17 protein-coding genes and 1 pseudogene are annotated in these 18,990 nt (G+C 65.5%); 5 read left to right on the top strand and 13 right to left on the bottom strand.

Annotation, left to right across the window (positions count from 1 at the left end):
• Positions 1-95 precede the first annotated feature (95 nt).
• From G8O24_RS05285 to G8O24_RS05255, 7 genes and pseudogenes are all read right to left on the bottom strand, one after another.
• Positions 96-1,079, bottom strand: coding sequence for an ABC transporter ATP-binding protein (locus G8O24_RS05285; RefSeq protein ID WP_188097184.1), 984 nt, complete (start codon positions 1,077-1,079; stop codon positions 96-98).
• The gene (locus G8O24_RS05280; RefSeq protein ID WP_188097182.1) at positions 1,076-2,065 is read right to left on the bottom strand and encodes an ABC transporter ATP-binding protein; all 990 of its coding nucleotides are present in this window, start codon (positions 2,063-2,065) and stop codon (positions 1,076-1,078) included. Before G8O24_RS05280 ends, G8O24_RS05285 begins: the two co-directional genes overlap by 4 nt.
• Positions 2,066-2,084: 19 nt before the next feature.
• Complete coding sequence (locus G8O24_RS05275; RefSeq protein WP_188097180.1) at positions 2,085-3,008, bottom strand: ABC transporter permease; 924 nt, start codon at positions 3,006-3,008, stop codon at positions 2,085-2,087.
• Positions 3,005-3,946, bottom strand: coding sequence for an ABC transporter permease (locus tag G8O24_RS05270; protein ID WP_188097178.1), 942 nt, complete (start codon positions 3,944-3,946; stop codon positions 3,005-3,007). The genes G8O24_RS05275 and G8O24_RS05270 overlap by 4 nt, the downstream gene beginning before the upstream one ends.
• A 17-nt stretch (positions 3,947-3,963) precedes the next feature.
• Entirely contained in the window at positions 3,964-5,568 is a 1,605-nt protein-coding gene (locus G8O24_RS05265; RefSeq protein ID WP_188097176.1) for an ABC transporter substrate-binding protein, read from the bottom strand.
• 229 nt (positions 5,569-5,797) lie between these two features.
• Positions 5,798-7,267 carry a dihydropyrimidinase gene (gene hydA / locus G8O24_RS05260; RefSeq protein WP_188097174.1) on the bottom strand — a complete coding sequence of 490 codons (1,470 nt, stop codon included), beginning with the start codon at positions 7,265-7,267 and terminating at the stop codon, positions 5,798-5,800.
• 41 nt (positions 7,268-7,308) lie between these two features.
• Positions 7,309-7,425 (bottom strand): annotated as a pseudogene (locus G8O24_RS05255) (N-carbamoyl-D-amino-acid hydrolase); the annotation flags it as partial.
• Positions 7,426-7,744: 319 nt separating this feature from the next.
• Here G8O24_RS05255 and G8O24_RS05250 point away from each other — a divergent pair.
• Complete coding sequence (locus G8O24_RS05250; protein WP_188097172.1) at positions 7,745-8,878, top strand: MFS transporter; 1,134 nt, start codon at positions 7,745-7,747, stop codon at positions 8,876-8,878.
• A 9-nt stretch (positions 8,879-8,887) separates the two neighbouring features.
• Here the strand turns inward: G8O24_RS05250 and hydA (G8O24_RS05245) are convergent, their stop codons facing one another.
• Genes hydA (G8O24_RS05245) through G8O24_RS05225 form a run of 5 tightly spaced genes read right to left on the bottom strand, consistent with a single transcriptional unit; the run spans position 8,888 to position 13,666 of the window.
• Positions 8,888-10,297, bottom strand: a complete 1,410-nt coding sequence (gene hydA / locus G8O24_RS05245) for a dihydropyrimidinase (RefSeq protein WP_188097170.1) — start codon at positions 10,295-10,297, stop codon at positions 8,888-8,890.
• An 11-nt stretch (positions 10,298-10,308) separates the two neighbouring features.
• Positions 10,309-11,040, bottom strand: coding sequence for a maleate cis-trans isomerase family protein (locus G8O24_RS05240; protein WP_188097168.1), 732 nt, complete (start codon positions 11,038-11,040; stop codon positions 10,309-10,311).
• Between the two features lie 10 nt (positions 11,041-11,050).
• The gene (locus G8O24_RS05235) at positions 11,051-11,827 is read right to left on the bottom strand and encodes an ABC transporter ATP-binding protein (protein WP_188097167.1); all 777 of its coding nucleotides are present in this window, start codon (positions 11,825-11,827) and stop codon (positions 11,051-11,053) included.
• The gene (locus G8O24_RS05230) at positions 11,827-12,678 is read right to left on the bottom strand and encodes an ABC transporter permease (protein WP_188097165.1); all 852 of its coding nucleotides are present in this window, start codon (positions 12,676-12,678) and stop codon (positions 11,827-11,829) included. The genes G8O24_RS05235 and G8O24_RS05230 overlap by 1 nt, the downstream gene beginning before the upstream one ends.
• A complete protein-coding gene (locus G8O24_RS05225) occupies positions 12,662-13,666 on the bottom strand; it encodes an ABC transporter substrate-binding protein (RefSeq protein ID WP_188097163.1) in 1,005 nt (334 codons plus the stop codon). Before G8O24_RS05225 ends, G8O24_RS05230 begins: the two co-directional genes overlap by 17 nt.
• Positions 13,667-13,864: 198 nt before the next feature.
• Between G8O24_RS05225 and G8O24_RS05220 the strand changes: the two genes are divergently transcribed.
• Positions 13,865-14,575 (top strand): GntR family transcriptional regulator, encoded by a 711-nt coding sequence (locus G8O24_RS05220; protein ID WP_188097161.1) that lies wholly within the window; start codon positions 13,865-13,867, stop codon positions 14,573-14,575.
• Between the two features lie 2 nt (positions 14,576-14,577).
• Complete coding sequence (locus G8O24_RS05215) at positions 14,578-15,327, top strand: aspartate/glutamate racemase family protein (RefSeq protein WP_188097419.1); 750 nt, start codon at positions 14,578-14,580, stop codon at positions 15,325-15,327.
• On the opposite strand, the gene G8O24_RS05210 is transcribed toward G8O24_RS05215, so the two are convergent.
• Positions 15,324-16,715 (bottom strand): amidase, encoded by a 1,392-nt coding sequence (locus G8O24_RS05210; protein ID WP_188097158.1) that lies wholly within the window; start codon positions 16,713-16,715, stop codon positions 15,324-15,326. The two genes, G8O24_RS05215 and G8O24_RS05210, sit on opposite strands and share 4 nt — an antisense overlap.
• Before the next feature lie 88 nt (positions 16,716-16,803).
• Here G8O24_RS05210 and G8O24_RS05205 point away from each other — a divergent pair, with 88 nt between their 5' ends.
• Together G8O24_RS05205 and G8O24_RS05200 are read left to right on the top strand one after the other, a co-directional pair.
• Complete coding sequence (locus G8O24_RS05205; protein ID WP_188097156.1) at positions 16,804-17,898, top strand: ABC transporter ATP-binding protein; 1,095 nt, start codon at positions 16,804-16,806, stop codon at positions 17,896-17,898.
• Between the two features lie 34 nt (positions 17,899-17,932).
• Positions 17,933-18,979, top strand: coding sequence for an ABC transporter substrate-binding protein (locus G8O24_RS05200; RefSeq protein ID WP_188097154.1), 1,047 nt, complete (start codon positions 17,933-17,935; stop codon positions 18,977-18,979).
• Positions 18,980-18,990 lie beyond the last annotated feature (11 nt).

Below are 18,990 nucleotides of genomic sequence, written 5' to 3'. Positions count from 1 at the left end.
CGCTTTGCGCCGGATCGTCCTTGATCATCACCGAGCGCAAATCAGAGATATCTTTGCCATCCGCCGGGCGCTGAGCAACATGGGCTGACGCCCCGCTACCCCTCCGGCAGCTCATCGAGGTGGCAAGCGACCCATTGCTCGCCATCCGCCGAACGAAGCTGCGGCTCTTCGGTCCGGCAACGATCGAACACGTACGGGCAGCGGGTGTGGAAACGGCAACCTTTCGGCGGGTTGATGGGGCTTGGCACGTCGCCGCCGAGGATGATGGGATTGCGCTGGGCCCCGGGCTCCGGCAGCGGCACGGCGGAGAGCAATGCCTTCGTATAGGGATGTCGGGGCGCGGCAAAGATCTGCCGGCGCGGCGCCACCTCGACGATCTTACCGAGATACATCACCGCGACGCGGTGGGTCATGTGCTCGACGATGGCGAGATCATGGCTGATGAACAGCAGCGCCAGGCCGAACTCACGCTGCAGATCCTGCAGCAAATTGACGATCTGCGCCTTGACCGAGACGTCGAGCGCCGAGACCGCCTCGTCGCAGACGATCAGCTCCGGCTCGGCCGCAAGCGCCCGGGCGATGCCGATGCGCTGGCGCTGGCCGCCGGAGAATTCGTGCGGCCGGCGGTTCAGCGCTTCCCGCGGCAGCCGCACCGTGTCCATCAGTGCGGTCACGCGCGTCTCGAGGTCGATTGCGGATTTGGCGAGGCCGAAATTGCGGATCGGCTCGGCCAGGATATCGCGCACGCGCATACGCGGATTGAGGCTCGAGAACGGATCCTGGAACACCACCTGCACGCGCCGCCGCATCTGGCGCATCGTCGCAGGCGCCGCGTCGTCGATGCGCTGGCCATCGAGGATCACCTGGCCCGACGTCACATCGAACAGCCGCAGGATGGCGCGGCCGACCGTCGACTTGCCGCAGCCGGACTCGCCGACCAGCGAGAGTGTCTCACCGCGCGCGATCTCGAACGATACACCGTCCACCGCATAGACGAATTCGGTCTTCTTGCCGAACAGGCCCTTGTTGACTGGAAAGTGCTTCTTGAGGTCGTTGACCTGGAGCAGCGGAACACTCATGCCGCGACCGCTCCCTTGGCGGCGTAGTGGCAGGCGGCGACGTGGCGCGGTCCCTTCTCTTCGAGCCCCGGCGCATATTGCCGGCAGAGATCGGTTGCGAGCGCGCAGCGACCTGCAAAGACGCATCCGGTGATTGGCTTGCGCAGATCCGGCACCTGCCCCGGAATTTCAGCGAGCCGCGTCGTGGTGCCGGCGAGAGAGGAGCCCAGCTTCGGCACCGCGCCGAGCAATCCTTGCGTATAGGGATGTCGCGGCGAACGGAACAGCTCCGCCACTGGCGCCTCCTCGACCTTGCGGCCGGCATACATCACCATGACGCGCTCGGCGATCTCGGCGACCACGCCGAGATCGTGGGTGATCAGGATGATCGCGGCGCCGACGCGGCGCTTGAGGTCCAGCATCAGCTTGAGAATCTGCGCCTGAATGGTGACGTCCAGCGCCGTGGTCGGCTCGTCCGCAATCAGGAGCTTTGGACTGCAGGCAAGCGCAATTGCGATCATCACGCGCTGGCGCATGCCGCCGGAGAGCTGATGCGGAAATTCGCGCACGCGCCGCTTCGGCTCGGGAATGCCGACCAGCGTCAGCATCTCGATCGCATGCGCCTCTGCGGCCTGCTTGTCCAGGCCCTGATGGATCATCAGCGTCTCGCGGATCTGGCGACCGACGGTGAGAACCGGATTGAGGCTCGTCATCGGCTCCTGAAAGATCATCGAGATGTCGTTGCCCCTGATGGCGCGCATCTCGCGGTCGGATAATTTCAGCAGATCCTTGCCCGCGAAACGGATGCTGCCCGCGATCCGGCCCGGCGGCTCCGGGATCAGCCGCATCAGCGACATCGAGGTCACCGACTTGCCACAGCCGGATTCGCCGACGATGGCGAGCGTCTCGCCTTCATTGACATGGAAGGACACGCCGTCCACCGCGCGGTTGATGCCGCTGGGGGTGCGGAAATGGGTCTGGAGATTCTCGACTTCGAGCAGCGCCATCGCAATCAGCCTCGGCTCGTCAAAGACGCTTGGCCATGCGCGGATCGAGCGCATCGCGAAGGCCGTCGCCGAGCAGGTTCACGGCGAGCACGGTGACGGAGAGGAAGGCTGCCGGGAAGAACACGATGTAGGGCTTGACCTGCCAGAGCGCACGGCCCTCGGCCATGATGTTGCCCCAGGATGGAATGGTCGGCGGCGTGCCGGCGCCGATGAAGGACAGGATCGCCTCGGTGATCATGGCGCTGGCGCAGATATAGGTCGCCTGCACCAGCATCGGCGCCAGCGTGTTCGGCAGGATGTGGCGCAGGATGATCATCGGCGTGCGCGTGCCGCAAGCCACCGCCGCATCGACATAGGGCTGCTCGCGCAGCGACAGCACGACGCTGCGGACAAGACGAGAGACCCGCGGGATCTCGGCGATGGTGATCGCCAGGATGACGTTGCCGACGCTGCCGCGGGTCAAGGCCATCAGCGCGATCGCCAGCAGGATCGGCGGAATCGACATCAGGCCATCCATGAAGCGCATCAGGATGCCGTCGGCCCAGCGGATGAAGCCCGACACCATGCCGATGGCAAGGCCGGCCGCGGAGGCGAAGATCGCAACCGACAACCCGACCGTGAGCGAAACCTGTGCGCCGAACAGCACGCGTGAATAGATATCGCGCCCCAGCACGTCGGTGCCGAACCAGAAGGCCGCCGACGGCGCCCTTGTGCGCTTGGCCGGCGCGAGTGCGGTCGGGTCGACCGTCCAGAGATACGGCGCAAAAACTGCGATCAGGACGAGCAACAGCAGCAACATGCCGCCGATCGCGACGGTCGGATGGCTGCGCAAGAACCCGATGAACCCGCGCCGGATCGCGACCGGCCGGAGGATCTCGGGCAGTTGCGGCGCGAGGACCAGACCGGCCGGAAGCGATTGCGGGTTGACGGTGGTATCGGTCAATAGCGGATCCTCGGGTCAACGAGCGTGTAGGTGATGTCGATCATCAGATTAACGAGGACGTAGACGAAGCTGAACAGCAGCACGATGCCCTGAATGACCGGATAGTCGCGGCGCAGGATTGCATCGATGGTGAGACGGCCGAGGCCGGGAATCGCGAACACGCTCTCGGTGACGACCGCGCCGCCGATCAGGAGCGCAATGCCGATCCCGATCACGGTCACGATCGGCACTGCCGCGTTCTTCAGTGCGTGAATGAACAGGATGCCGCCCTGCCCGAGGCCCTTCGCCTTGGCCGTGCGGATATAATCCTGCTGCAGCACTTCGAGCATGGCCGCGCGCGTGATGCGCGCGACCAGCGCGATGTAGACGCAGCCGAGCGCGATCGCCGGCAGGATCAGATTCTCCAGCCACGGCCAGAGGCCTTCGGTCATCGGCGTATAGCCCTGCACCGGAAGCCATTCGAGTTCGAGCGCGAAGATGTAGGCAAGCATGTAGCCGACCACGAAGACCGGCAACGAGAAGCCGAACACCGCAAAGCCCATGATGGCGCGATCGATGAAGCTGCCCGCCTTCCACGCCGCCACCACGCCGAGCGGCACCGCGACCACGATCGTGAGCAGTAGGGTGACGATCATCAGCGACAGCGTCGGTCCGAGACGCTGCCCGATCATGGTCGAGACCGGCAAATTGGTGAAGATCGAGGTGCCGAGATCGCCATGCAGAATGCGCCAGACCCAGCTTCCGAACTGGATCAGGAAGGGACGGTCGAGGCCGAGGCTCTGGCGGATGCGCTCCACATCCTCCGGGCTCGCCTGGTCGCCCGCAATCACCACGGCGGGGTCACCCGGCGCGATGTAGAGCAGGCTGAACACGAACAGCGCGACGATCGCCATCACCGGCAAGGTCGCGACCATGCGACGGAGGATGTAAGAGAGCATCTGGCTTCAGCGCATCATCATGCGGATTTCGACACGCCCCAGAACAAGGGCACGGGTCCCTTGGCAACGCCGGAGACGTTCTTGCGCCACGCGGTGTAGCTCAGGAAGAAACCGGTCGGCGCATAGACGACGTCATTGATCGCCGCCGTGTTGAGGCGAGCGATGGCGGCCTTCTCCTCGTCGAGGTTCTTGGCCTCGAACCAGGACGTAACTTCCTTTTCGGTGGCCGCGCTGGTGGGCCAGCCGAACCACGCCTTGTCGCCATTGGCGCGAATGGCGGTGTAGGGAGCCGGATTGACGCAATCGGCGCCCGCATGCCAGGTGTGGAACATGTTCCAGCCTCCCTGTCCGGGCGGCGTCTTCTGCGCACGGCGGGAGCCGACCGTGCCCCAGTCGGTCGCCACGAAGTCGACGTTCATGCCGAGCTTCTTCAGGAGGTCCGCTGTCACGTCGCCCTGCGCCTTGGTGATCGGCTGGTCCTGCGCCACGAGGCACGTCACCGGCTGGCCGGAATAGCCGCTCTCGGCGAGCAGCTTCTTGGCGGCGTCGAGATCGCGCTTGCCCTTCAGGATATCGCCGCCCGCTTCGGTATAGAGCGGCGTATCCGGCGTGAAGTAGCCGGGCAGCGGCTTCCACAGCGAATTGTCGTCGCCGACGATCGCGCGCATGTAATCTTCCTGGCTCATCGCCATCAGCACTGCGCGTCGCGCCTTGACGTCGTTGAAGGGCGGATAGAGGAAGTTCATGCGGAACGAGCCGACATTGCCGAGGGGATCGCCGATGTCGACGCTGATGTTCTTGTTCTTCTTCAGAACCGGAACGAGGTCCGCGATCGGATTTTCCCACCAATCGACCTCGCCGTTCTGCAGCGCGGCCGCCGCGGTGGCCGGGTCCGGCATGATCACCCACTCGACGCGATCGATCATCACCTGCTTGCCGCCGGCGAGCCAGGACGGCTTCTCCTGCCGCGGCACATAGTCGGCGAATTTCTCGAACACGGCTTTCGCGCCGGGGACCCACTCGCCCTTGGCGAATTTCAGCGGACCGGATCCGATATAGTCGGAGATCTGCTTGAACGGGTCGGTCTGCGCGATGCGCTCCGGCATGATGAAGGCGACCGGCGCGTTGTTCTTGCCGAGCGCGAACAGCAGTTTCGGAAAGGGTTGTTTGAGGACCCATTTGAAGGTGCGGTCGTCGACCGCGGTCAGCTCCTGCTGGATCGCCTTGATCATCAGACCCATGGGATCGCGCGCCGCCCAGCGGCTGAGACTCGCGACGACGTCCTTGCTCAGCACCGGCTCGCCATCGTGGAATTTGAGGCCCGAGCGCAGCTTGAATGTCCAGGTCGTGCCGTCATCGGTCACTTCCTCGGACTCGACCATCTGCCGCTGCGGCTGGAACGAGGAATCGATGCCGTAAAGCGTGTCCCAGACCATCGCAGCCGCATTGCGCACGACATATTGCGTGCCCCAGATCGGGTCGAAATTGGCAAGATTGGCCTGTGGCACGAAGCGCAGGGTGCGGGCAGCGGCGCCTTGCGCGATCGCCGGCGCCGAGAGGCCGCCGGTCAACGCCAGACCGCTTGCGCCGGCCAGTCCCTTCAATACGGTCCTGCGATCCATGAAATCCTCCCAGTAATGCCGTGATGCCGGCCGTTCATTGGCCAAGGGCAGGTGAAACCGAGCCCATTAGCGTGCAAATGGTATGCCAGTAACCGGGCGACCGCCAGCGGGTTCTCGGCCACTTTTGACCCTCGCTGCGCAGCAGCATGGACGCGGCCTCGCCAAGAGCGCGCGTGCTGATCCGTTCGAGCGAGCCCGGGCGACGATCTTCATCGCGCCCGGTCCGCGATCACAGCAGTCTTGCTCCGAAATTTCGCTCAGGATCCATATCAGCTACGAGCCGGCCGGTCGGCTTGGCCGCATCGCCGCCGCTGCGCGCCAGGAATTTGCCACTGCCGGCGCTGGCGAGACATTTGTTCCCGTCGATGATCACGCGGCCGCGCGACAGCACTGACACCGGCCAGCCTTTCAGCTTGCGGCCTGCGAACGGCGTGTAGCCGGCGAGATCATGCATCATCTCGTCCGCGATCGTGGTCTCGCGATCGGGATCCCAGATCGCGATATCGGCATCAGCACCGACCGCGATCGAGCCCTTGCGCGGATGCAGATTGTAGATCTTTGCTGGTGCCGTTGCGGTGAGCTCGACGAACTTTTCGAGGCCCAGCCGTCCCTTCGACACCATTGCATCGAACAACAGCGGCAGCCGCAGTTCCAATCCCGGCAGACCGTTCGCGACCTGCTTGAAATTGGGATTCGGCCCGGCGCGCAGCTTGCCGGTCTCGTCATAACGATACGGCGCGTGATCTGACGAGATGGTCTGGAGATCGCCGAGCGACAGCGCCTGCCACAGCGCCTCCTGGTCCTGATGCGTGCGCGGCGGCGGACTGCACATCCACTTGGCGCCTTCTGCGCCCGGCTTGTCGAGATCGGCCGCCGTGAGGAACAGATATTGCGGACAGGTCTCGGCGAAGACCTTCAGCCCCTGCCCCCTGGAGTCGCGGATGACCCTGGCACCTTCGGCCGTGGACACGTGGAAGATCATGATCGGCTGGTCGATCAGCGCCGCCATGCCGATCAGCCGGGTGAAGGCTTCTGCCTCGGACACGCGGGCGTGACTGACGGCGTGGTATTTCGGCATCGTGTAGCCGCGCGCAAGCAGCCGCTTCACCATCCAGGCGATAATGCCGTGATTTTCGGCATGAGCGCACAACATCGCGCCGGACTGGCGCGCGGCAAGGAGAATATCGAGCAGCGGCTCGTCATCCACCTTGAGCCGGTCATAGGTCATGAAGATCTTGATCGAGGCATGCCCTTGCTTCACCAGCGCGGGAATATGCTCCTCGACCGTCTCCTTGGTTGCATCCGCAATGATCATGTGGAAGGCGTAGTCGATCACGGCGCCCTTCCTCGCCAGCGCGTGATAATCCTCGACGACTTGCGGCAGCTTCATGCCGACATGCTGGGCGGCGAATGGGATCACCGTTGTGGTGCCGCCGAACGCTGCGGAGACGGTCGCGCTCTCGAACGTGTCGGCGTTCATGATGCCGGCGGCGGACAGTTGCTCGATATGCGCGTGGCTATCGACGCCGCCGGGCAATACCAACTTGCCGCGCGCATCGATTTCGCGCTTGGCGCGCGGAAGCCCGCGGCCGATGGCTGCGATGGTCTCGCCGGAGATGGCGACATCGGCCTCGAACACGTCGGTCGTGGTTGCAACGCGTCCGCCGCGGATGATCAAGTCGTAACTGGGTTCAGTCATGAGGCACTCCGTGATGGGCTTGGATTGGATGATCGCTGGCTTGCGCCTTTTGCCTTCGCCTCGTCCATCAGCGCGATCATGCGCTTGACCCCGGCCTCGCGGCTTTCGGCCTTCTGGATCGACCCCATCTGGGCGGCGGCAACATTGACGATGCGCATCGCGCGATTTCCTGATTCGTTCGTAGATTGACTGGCGAGGTTGGCTTCATGGGCGTGTCGGTCCCGCGCAGCATAGCGCAGCCTCGCGCCGGTTGGCCACCCAAGCAGATTTCATGCCGCGCAGCGCGGACGCGGCATGCGCAAATGCGGACCCTGGCTACGCTTCCGCTCCATCCGGATCACAAGTATTCAAACGACATCATCATGATACAATTCGTCAACGCGCCGCGCTCGCGGAACGCTGGCGCTGGCTCCTGGTTGATGATTTAAGCGCCTCGCCCGCGATCGCGCGCTTCGTTTCCCTCCCGGAGCTTCACCGATGACCTCAGCCGACCGGCCGGCGACGCGGCTCGCCACGCGTCTTTCGTTCCTGGTCGCCGGATTTGGTATCGCGTGCTGGGCGCCGCTGGTGCCGTTCGCGAAGGAACGGCTCGCGGTCGACGACGCCGTTCTCGGCTTGCTGCTGCTGAGCCTCGGCATCGGCTCGGTCGTCGCGATGCTTGCCACCGGTATATTGAGCGCCCGCCGCGGCAGCAAGCCGATCATCATTGCTGGCGGGATCGGCCTTGCCCTGGTCCTGCCACTGCTGGTGATCGCCGCCACACCGTTGACTTTGGCATTGGCGTTGCTTGCATTCGGGGCAGCGCTCGGCTCCATCGATGTCGCCATGAACATTCATGCGGTCGAGGTCGAACGCGCGGCAGGACAGCCGCTGATGTCGGGCTTTCATGCGCTCTTCAGCATCGGCGGGTTCGCTGGATCCGCCGTGATGACGGCATTGTTGTCGCTGCATCTGGGGCCGCTCGCGAGCGCATTGATCTGTTCGGTCCTGATGCTGATCGCGATGGCACTGGCCTGGCCGCGCCTGCTGCGATCGGCTCAAGCGCAGGAGGGGTCGCTGTTCGTGCTGCCGCACGGCATCGTGCTGTTGCTGGCGCTGCTGGCGGCTGTCACCTTCCTGATCGAAGGCGCGATGCTCGACTGGGGCGCGCTGCTCGTGATCGGCTCGGGTCTCGTCAGCGAGGCGCAGGGCGGGATGGGTTACATCGTATTCTCGATCGCGATGACCATCGGCCGGCTTGGCGGCGACGCCGTCGTGGCCCGCATCGGCGACCGCGCGACACTGACCGGCGGAAGCCTGCTTGCGGTCGCGGGCCTCATCGTGCTGCTGCTGGCGCCGAATGCGGTTGTTGCGATGGCGGGCTTCCTGCTGATCGGTCTCGGCGCCTCGAACCTCGTGCCGGTGTTGTTCCGCCGCGCCGCCATGCAAACGGCAATGCCCACGGGGCTCGCGGTGGCCTCGATCACCACCGCCGGCTATGCCGGTGTTCTGGTTGGCCCCGCCGGCATCGGTTTCGTCGCCCACGCCGTCGGCCTGCCGATGGCGTTCTGGCTGCTCGCGGCGATGATGTGCCTCGTCACGCTGTCCGCGCGCGCCGTGACCGCAAAATAGCAGGGCCCGTCACACCAGGCTGGACTTGCCGCGGCTCAGCACCTCGCCTGCGCCCTTGTCGCCCACGATCTGGCCTTGCTCATAGACCATCCGCCCCCGCGCGATCGTCGTGACCGGCCAGCCGGTGACGTCGAAGCCCTCCCAGGGCGTGTAGTCGGAGCCGTGGTGCAGATCGGCCTGCCGGATCGGCTTCTTCAGCTTCGGATCCCACAGCACGATATCGGCGTCGAAGCCGATGCCGATCGAGCCCTTGCGCGGATAGAGGCCGTAAATGCGGGCATGGTTGGTCGCGGTCAGCTCCACGAATTTCTGCAGGCTGATACGACCCTTCGAGACGCCCTCGGAAAACAGGATCGGCAGCCGCGTCTCGACGCCGGGAATGCCGTTCGGCACCCAGCGGAACGAGGTGCGTGCGTTCGGCGTGAGCTTGCCCTTGGGATCGTCGTAGCGGAACGGGCAGTGGTCGGACGAGAAGGTCTGGAACACGCCCGTCGTGATGCCTTCCCAGATCGCCTGCTGGCTCTCGACATCGCGCGGCGGCGGCGAGCAGACATATTTTGCCCCCGTGATGTCCATGTTGAGGCCCTTCATGTCGTCGGCCGTCAGCGTGATGTATTGCGGGCAGGTCTCGGCATGAACCGGCAGGCCGCGCTGCTGGGCCCAGCGCACCTGCTCCATCGCCTCGCGGCCAGAGACATGCACGATCATGATGGGAACGCCGATCACCTCGGCATGGCTGATGGCGCGGTGCGTCGCCTCGCGCTCGACAGCCTGCGGCCGCGAGGTGCCGTGATAATAGGGCGCAATGTGACCTTCGCGCTCGAGCTTGCTGGTGAGGAAGCGGATGGCGTCGTAGCCCTCGCAATGCACCATCACCAGCGCCTCCTCGCGGCGCGCAACCTCGAACACCTCGAGCAGCTGCCTGTCGCTGAGCACGAGGTCGTCATAGGTCATGAATACCTTGAACGAGGTGTAGCCGTCCTTGACCAGGGCCGGCAGCTCCTGGCCCAGCACGATAGCGGTCGGGTCGGAGATGATGAGGTGGAAGGCGGTGTCGATGTAGCACTCGCCCTCCGCAAGCTTGCGGTAGTTCTCGACGCAGCTGCGCAGCGACGTGCCCTTTTCCTGGAGCGCGAAGGGCAGCACCATGGTGTTGCCGCCGGCGGCGGCCGCCCGCGTCGCCGAGGCAAAATCGTCGGCCATGACGACATCGGGGCCCGACGGCTGCGAGATGTGGACGTGGCTGTCGATGCCGCCAGGCAGCGCCAAAAGGCCGGTCGCATCGATCTCGCGCGTCGCGCCTTCGATGCCGTCGGCGATGGCAACGATGCGGCCGTCGCGGATGCCGATATCGGCGCGAAACTCGTCGCTGGCCGTCACGATGGTGCCGCCGCGGATGGCGAGATCGAGCTGCGTCACTGGTGTCTCCGTCACTTCATCGTTGCCGGCGTCTGAAATATCCGTCCCCACGGCGCCAGCGCCGCGATGTCGCCGCCGGCAAGACCAAGGCTTCGCCACAGCGTGACGGCAACGGAATCGAGCACGGCGATATCGAGCTCTTGTTCGAGTGCGGTGGCGAGCGCGGCGCCATCGAGATTGGTGCAGAGGATGACGACGGCGTCGGCCCCTTCCGCCGCCACGGCGCGGATCATCTCCGCAATCGTCGCGGGGGCGACCTCGCCGAAGGAAAAATTGTCGCGCAGGCCGAGATGTCGCTCGGCATGGGGCGCGATGCCTTCGGCGGCCCAGACATCGCCGATCCGCCGCTGCACGTCGTCCGTATAAGGCGACACCAGCGCGACGCGCCTCGCTCGAAGCGCGCGGACGGCATCGATGCAGGCCAGCGTCGAGGTCGTCGCCGGCACGCGCGTGCGCGCCGTGATCGCTTCGCACAGGCTCCTGTCTCTGTCGATGCCGAGCCAGCTCGCCGAGGTGCCGTTCCAGGCGATGGCATCGACCTTGGCATCGGCCAACAGATCCGCCGCCGGCAGCATCACTGAAGCATCGAACTGGCTCAGCGCAGCAGTGTCGAGCGCAATCTCGGTGACGCGAAAGCGGGCGAAATGGGCGCTGACGCCGGTCACGCCATGCAGCATCGCGCTCGTGACGGGCTCGAGCACCGAGTTGGACGACGGCGTGATCATGCCGAGGCGTTTGCGCATGGCGATAACCTTACGACGCCTGCGCAAGGCGCGTCGATTCCTCCCGGATCAAAGCCAGGATGTGGCGCTTGGCATCGTTGAATTCCGGGCTGGTGATGTCCCGCGGCCGCGGCAGGTCGAAACTGACGGCCTCGCGGATCCGGCCCGGGCGCCTCGTCATCACCACGATCTTGTTGCCGAGCACCAGCGCCTCGTCGACGCTGTGGGTGACGAACACGATGGTGCAGCGGCGCTTCTGCCAGATCGCGACCAGCTCCTCCTGCATTTCGAGCTTGGTCTGGGCGTCCAGCGCCGCGAACGGCTCGTCCATCAGGATGACGCTCGGATTCATCAGAAGCGCGCGGGCAATGCCGACCCGCTGGTTCATGCCGCCGGACATCTCGGAGGGATGGTGGTGCTCGAAGCCGCGCAGGCCGACCAGATCGATGAACTCCATGGCCCGGTGATGCCGCTCGGCCTTGGCGACGCCCTTGAGCTTGAGGTGGAAGGCAATGTTGTCGATCGCCGTCAGCCACGGCATCAGCGTCGGCTGCTGGAACACGACGCCGCGGTCGGACCCGGGCCGCTCCACCTGCTGGCCGTCGACCAGCGTGCGGCCTGAGGTCGCCTGTTCGAAGCCGGCGATGATGTTCAGAAGCGTCGACTTGCCGCAGCCCGACGGGCCGAGCAGGCAGACGAAATCATTGGCCTCGATGTCGAGATTGATGTTGTCCAGCGTCAGGAGGTCGCGACCGCGCCGCTTGTCCGAAAACACCTTGACGATGTTGCGAAGCTCGATTGCCGCCATCAGCCCGCCCTGCCCTGCACCGTGGTTGCCTGTTGCCAGCGCAGCGTGCGCGCCATGATCGCCTTGAGACCGAGATCGGAGAGATAGCCGAGCAGCCCGATCGAGATCATCGCAGCGAGCACGATGTCGTAGCGCAGGAAGTAGTAGGAATCCCACAGCACGTAGCCGAGGCCGCTCTTCACCGCGACCATCTCGGCCGTGACCGTCAGCATCCAGGCCGAGCCGACCGCGATGCGCAAGCCCGCGAAGATCGAGGGCAGCGCCGCCGGCAGCACGATGTCGGTCAGCATCTGCCGCCCGCTCGCGCCCATCATCGCACCGGCACGGACGAGATTGTGATCCACGGTCTTCACCCCATGGATGGCGTTCATCAGCACCGGAAAGAAGGCGCCGAGGAAGACGAGGAAGATCGCCGGCTTGTCGGCGATGCCGAACCAGATGATCGCGAGCGGAATCCACGACACCGGCGGGATCGGCCGCAGCATCTGCAGCGTCGGCTCCAGCGTCTTCTCGAACAGGCGCGACCAGCCGATGGCGACGCCGGCGAGAATGCCGAGGACGCTCGCCAGCGTGAAGCCGCCGAACACGCGCAACGCGCTGGCGAGCGCATCGCGCAACCAGTGGCCGGAATAGGTCTGCGTGGTCTCGTCGAAGCCGAACATCCAGTCGCCGAGCGCGTGCAGCACCGCGCTTGGCGCCGGCAGCAGCGCCGGCGGCAGCATGCCGCTGCGGGCAAAGGCCTCCCAGCCGGCGATCAGCAGCGCGGGCACGACGAGACGTTCGAGCCCCTGAAATGCCCGCGACAGCCGGAACGCCGGCCGCGTCGGCGCCGTGTCAATAACCGAGGTCATTCCTGGCCTTTCCGGTCGCCTGCTCCAGGAACGAATAGTCCATGTTCTTCTCCGCTTCCGCGGAGACGTCCTTGGAGATGTATTTGAGATCGCGCATCATCGCGGCGATCGCCAGTGTCTGCGCGCGGTGGATCGCCGGATCGGGCGAGGCGTTGTTCAGCGCTTCCGTCGCCACGTTCTTGTCGAGACCGGTGAGCTTGTTGATGACCTCGATCCACGGCCCCTTGTCGGCGATCAGCTTGTTGTCGAGCTCGACCACGGCGCTGACGACCCCCTGCACGCCGGCGCGCTGGCCGGCGATCACGTCCGAGCGGGTGACGATCAGGTTGGTCAGATTGCCGGCCGCCTGATCGTACGGCAGCACAAAGTGCTTGCCGGCCCCGGCAAGGCGGATTTGCGAGGCGAACGGCTCGACCGAGCAGATCATGTCGACCTCGCCGCGCTGAAGCGCCGCGAGATGGTCGGACGGATTGGGGATGTTGATGAACTGGATGTCCTTGTTGGGATCGACGCTCTGCTTGAGGAACGCACCGCGCATGTGGATGTCCTGCGCATTGCCGCGAGACGCCGCGACCTTCAACGGCTGGCCGTCGCTCTTCGCCTTCGCAACGGTTGCCTTGAACGCAGCCCAGTCCTCGGGCGGCAGGTTCAGCTTGGCGGAGGAGAGACATTCCGAGCCGCCATTGATCTGGCCGGACACGGCGACGACGTCGAAGCCCTTGTCGAGCGCGGTGATGTAATGGAGGTAGGTGACCTGCGCGACGTCGATGCTCTTCGACACCAGCGCAGTGAGCACGTCGTTGCCCGAGTTGAAGCCGGTCGCCTCGACCTCGACGCCCTTGGTCATGCCAGGGATCAGCGACATCGGCAGGCAGTGCGCGCATTTGGCGTAGCCGAGCTTGATCTTCGCGGTCTGCGCGGACGCAAGATCGCCTCCGCCGAGCATGGCCACCATTGCCACGAGACCCAGTCGCAAACCCGTCCGCATCGCTTACTCCGTTTCGAAGGCGCGAGACCTCGCGCGTGTCGCAAGATCATCAGCCGAGCTTCGCGGCAGCGCAACGGGGATTCTGCATGCTGCATACAATTTGCGCGCTATGCCATTGTTTTCAGCGACATACGTCATCATTTTGGGCAAGCCAGGGAGCCGGAAGCGGCTAGGATGAACTGAAGCAACGAGGCGCAGGTGCAGCAGAAGTCGGAAAGCCCGAAGGGACGAAAGTCGCCCAAGCTCAAGCGGATGGGCCTGCATGAGCGCGCCGCCGCGCGAATGCGGACGATGATCATTCGCGGCGAGTTGCCGCCGGGATCGCAGACCCAGGAAACGAAACTGTCGAAGGAGCTCGGCGTATCGCGCACACCGCTGCGCGAGGCGATGAAGGTGCTCGCGGCGGAAGGCCTGATCGAGCTGCGGCCGAACCGCAGCCCGCGCATCGCCGACGTCGCGGTCGAGGACATCTCGGAATTGTTCGAGGCGCTCGCCGGCATCGAGCGGCTGGCGGCCGAGCTGGCCGCGGAGCGCGCCACCGAGCGCGATCTCGCCCGCCTGCGTACGCTCCAAACCCGCATGGAGGGTCACCACCGCAACGGCAAGCTCGACGATTACTTCGCCATCAATGGCGAGATCCACAACACTATCGTCCGCATGGCCCGCAACACGCCGCTGCGCGAGGCGCACGAAACGCTGATCGCCCGCGCCGAACGTGCGCGCTATCTGGCCCTCGGCGCCGATCGGCGCTGGAGCAATTCGGTCGAGGAGCACGCGAACATCCTCAAAGCCCTCGAGGCCCGCGACAGCGAGGCTGCCGGACGCCTGCTCGGCGCCCATGTCCGCCAGACCGGCGTCGCGCTGCTCGCAACGCTCGCTCCCCCGAAGCCCAGGCGAACTGCGGCGTGACCATGAAGCTGCTATTGCTCAACCCCAACACCAGCACCGCGGTCACGCAATTGATGACGGACGTCGGGCAGCGCGCAGCCGCACCCGGCACCGAGCTCGTCCCCTGCACCGCGACCCGCGGCGTGCCCTATATCGCGACGCGCACCGAGGCGCAGATCGGCGGCGCCATCGCGCTGGAGATGCTGGCCGAGCAGCACGCCAAGGTCGATGCCGCGATCATCGCCGCCTTCGGCGATCCCGGCCTGTTCGCGGCGCGGGAGACCTTCGACATTCCCGTGGTGGGCATGGCGGAAGCTGCGATGCTGACGGCCTGCATGGCCGGACGGCGCTTCGCCATCGTCACCTTCGCGCAGGCGCTTGGCCCCTGGTACGAGGAATGTGTCCGCGACCACGGCCTGCGCGAGCGCTGCGCCGGCATTCGCATGCTCGATACGCCGTTTCAGGCCATCTCCGAGGTCGGCACCGAGAAGGAGGATGTGCTCGTCGAGCTTGCGCAGCGCGCGATCGTCGAGGACGAGGCCGACGTCCTGATCTTTGCCGGCGCACCGCTCTCGGGTCTGGCCGAGCGCGTCGCCGACCGGATCCCCGTTCCCGTGGTCGACCAGGTCGTCGCCGCGGTGAAGCAGGCCGAAGCGCTGGTGGCGCTACGCCTGCGCAAGGCGACAGCGGGCACATTCCGCCGGCCTGCCGCCAAGCCGACCGTCGGCCTTGCCGGCCCGCTCGCCGCGCGGCTTGAGCATCGCGACCTCTAACGGAGTCTCGGCCAGCGATGCGAAAAACCCAATTCGTTCTCGATGATACGGCCGACGGCAAACAAACGGGCTTCGCAGCCCGGTGGTGCGATGATCTGGATACCGAAGGGGAGTTCGCCCGCCTCTCGGCGCACCGGCACGGTCAGGACCGGAAAGCCGACCAGCGACACGATGAAGGTGACGGCGAGATAGTCGATCGGCGTCTCCAGCGCTGCGCCGTCGATCGAAGTGACGTCGCTGGTCTCGTTCGGCCAGGGGAACACGGACGCCGCCGGCGCGACCAGGACATCGGCACGGCTGAACAGATCGCGAAAGCTGCGGTAGATCGCGGTGCGGCGACGCTCGGCGTTGAGGTAATCCTCGGCGGAGAGCTTTGCGGCCGCCTCGATGTTCCAGATCACGGTGGGCGTGAGCTCGGCCCGGCGGGTCCCGAGCAACTCGCCATAGCTGTTGGCGATATGCGCCGCGCGCAGCGTGCGGAAGGTTTCGATCGCGCCTCCGCAGTCGGGCGAGGACGACGCAATCTCGGCAATTCCGGCGAGCGCGTCGCAGGCGGTCGCAAAGCGCGCACGAACATCGCGCGCCACCGGCGCGACACCGAAATCGGGCGTCACGGCGATCCGAGGACGTCCTCCGAGCGACCGATCGTCGCCGACGATAGCAGTCGAGAGTGGATCCTCGGCATCGCTGCCCGCCGATACGGACAGCGCAAGTTCGAGATCGTCGACGCGGCGGGCGAGAAAGCCGTGGGTGGCCAACATGTCCCAGCCGAGCGGACGGCGCGGCGACGGGATGCGGCCCGGCGTCGGCCTGATCGAGGCGACATCGCAGAAGCTGGCCGGCGTGCGCACCGAGCCGCCGAAATCGGTCCCGTGAGCCAGCGGCACCATGCCCGCGGCAACTGCGACGGCGGAGCCACCGGACGATCCGCCGGAGGTCAGTTCAGGATTGAACGGATTGCGCGTCGGCCCGCACAATGTGTTGGTGCAGACCGCGCCGAAGCCGAATTCGGGCGTGTTGGTCTTGCCCACAACGATCGCGCCGGCGCGCCGAAGCCTGTTGACCACGAGATCGTCCGCAGCCGGGACGTGATCGCGAAACAAGACCGATCCGTACGTTGTCCTCAAGCCGGCGGTGTCAGTGAGATCCTTGACCCCTACGGGGACACCATGCAGCGGGCCGATCGGCGCAGCCGCCGCATCGCAGATATCGGCGGCGCGCCGAGCGCCGTCGGCATCGATGGTCACGAATGCAGCCAATTGCGGATTCTGTTCCGCGATCCGCGCCAGATGTGCCTCCACGGCGGCGCGCGCCGAGAGCTCGCCTCCGGCGATGGCACGCGCAAGGTCCGTGGCGGAGAGATCGCAGATCGATGGCGTCGCTGTCATCGCGCCACAATGCCAAACCTCGCGGCGAAAAGCGACCATCGCGGGCACGAGACTTGCTTTCTTGCCCTGACAGTCGGGAGGCAACATCATGGCTGAAGCGCAAGGCGGACGTTCGCTCGTCGTCGACGCGGTCACCCACCGCTATCCGAGCGGTGCGCTCGCGGTCGAGAACATCAATCTCGACGTCAAGGGTGGCGAGATCATCGCCCTGCTCGGCCCGTCCGGCTGCGGCAAGACAACGCTTTTGCGCATCATCGCCGGCTTCATCGCGCAGACGCAAGGGCGGATCATCATCGGCGATGACATCGTCGATAGCCTGCCGCCGAACAAGCGCGCCGTCGGCATCGTATTCCAGAACTACGCGCTGTTTCCGCATCTCTCCATCAGCGAGAACGTCGCTTACGGCCTCGCCGCCCGTGGCATCGACAAGGCGACGCGCCAGCGCGAGGCGCAGCGGCTGCTCGAGCTGGTGCAACTGCCTGGGATGGCCGAACGGCTGCCGCGCCAGCTTTCCGGCGGCCAGCAGCAGCGCGTCGCGCTCGCCCGCGCGCTCGCGATCAAGCCGTCGGTGCTGCTGCTCGACGAGCCCTTTGCGGCGCTCGACAAGAATCTGCGGCTCGACATGCAGATCGAGGTCAAGCGATTGCAGCGCGTTTCCGGCATCACCACGCTGATCGTGACGCATGACCAGGAAGAGGCGCTGTCGATGGCCGACCGTGTCGCGGTGCTCAGCCACGGCAAGCTCGAGCAGTTCGGATCGCCGTCCGACGTCTACGACCGGCCGCAGACGCTGTTCGTGAACACGTTTGTCGGCTCGACCAATCGCATGCCGGGAGTCGTGGTCTCCGCCGACCGCACCGCTGCAAAAGTGCGTCTCGATGCCGGCGCGGAGATCATCGCGCGGCCCGCCGGCGGCGCGCTCAGCGAAGGCGGCCGCGTCACCGTCTGCATTCGCCCCGAGCATCTGCAGTTCGTCGGCGACGAAACCGGCTTTGCCGGCGTGGTCGGCATGTCGTTGCCGCTGGGCGCGACCGTCGTGCACGAGGTCACCACCGCCGACGGCTCCGGCGTGAAAGTCTCCCAGGCGCGCATCGGCGAGACGCGCGCGCTGGAGAACGGCGCAGCGGTGCGCCTCGCCCCGCTCGCCCCGTCGCTCGCCAATGCCTTTCCCGCAACACTTTAGATCCAGTCTTTTGTCCAGAGGGGAGTAGTTCGACATGATCATGAACCGCAGAAGCCTGCTGACCACGGCGCTCACACTCGGAGCCATGAGGGCGTTTCCGGGCCTAAGCTATGCCCAGGCCCGTCCGCTGGTGTTCGCGACCTTCACCGGAAGCTGGGAGGAAGCGCACAAGGCCGTGCTGGTGCCGGCGTTCCGGAAAGCCAACGCGGATGCGGCGATCGTGCTCGACCCGATGCTCTCGGTCGACCAGATCGCCAAGGTCAATGCCGCCAAGGCCAACCCGCCGATCGACGTCATGCTGCACGATCCCGGTCCGGCGCTCGTCGCGATCGGCCAGGACCTCGCCGAGCCCTATCCCGTCGAGAAGAGCGCCTATTACAAGGATCTGATCGCCGAGGCGCAGGAGCCGATGGGTCCCGCTCCGTTCTTTCAGGTCGTCGGCCTCACCTACAATCCGGAAGCCGTCAAGACACCGCCGACCTCCTGGGCCGATCTCTGGAAGCCGGAATTCAAGGGGCGTGTCGGCATCACCAATCTCAATTCGACGCTCGGCACCGGCTGGCTGGTCGAGATCGCCAAGATGCGCGGCGGCTCGGAGGCCAATGTCGATCCCGCGTTCAAGGCGCTGGAGGAGTTGAAGCCCAACCTTGCCGCAGTCGCTGCCAATCCCGGCGCGCTCGCCACCCTGTTCCAGCAGGGCCAGATCGACATCTCGCCCGGTAATTTCAACGCCATCCAGATCCTGAAAGCCCGCGGCGTGCCGGTCGAGTTCGTGGCCCCGAAGGAAGGCGCCATCGCCTTCAAGACCACGATCCACATCGTCAAGAACTCCCCGAACAAGGAGCTCGCCTTCAAGCTGATCGAGGCCTCGCTGAGCCCCGAGGTCCAGACCACCCTGATGAACCCGCCCTATCTGATCGTGCCGACCAACTCCAAGGTGGCGATGGGCGGCGAGATCGCGCGCGTGCTCGCCAAGGACACCGCCGAGCTGAAGCAGAAATTCGTGTTCCAGGACTGGAAGAAGATCAACGAGCAGCGCTCGGCCTGGATCGAACGCTTCAACCGCGAGATCAAGATCTAGCAGCGCAAAGG

The sequence above is a fragment of the Bradyrhizobium campsiandrae genome, assembly GCF_014529705.1.
In the GTDB taxonomy this organism is placed as follows: Bacteria; Pseudomonadota; Alphaproteobacteria; order Rhizobiales; family Xanthobacteraceae; genus Bradyrhizobium; species Bradyrhizobium campsiandrae.
Note: the sequence above shows the minus strand (reverse complement) of the source record. Positions and strands in the feature narration are given on the sequence as shown.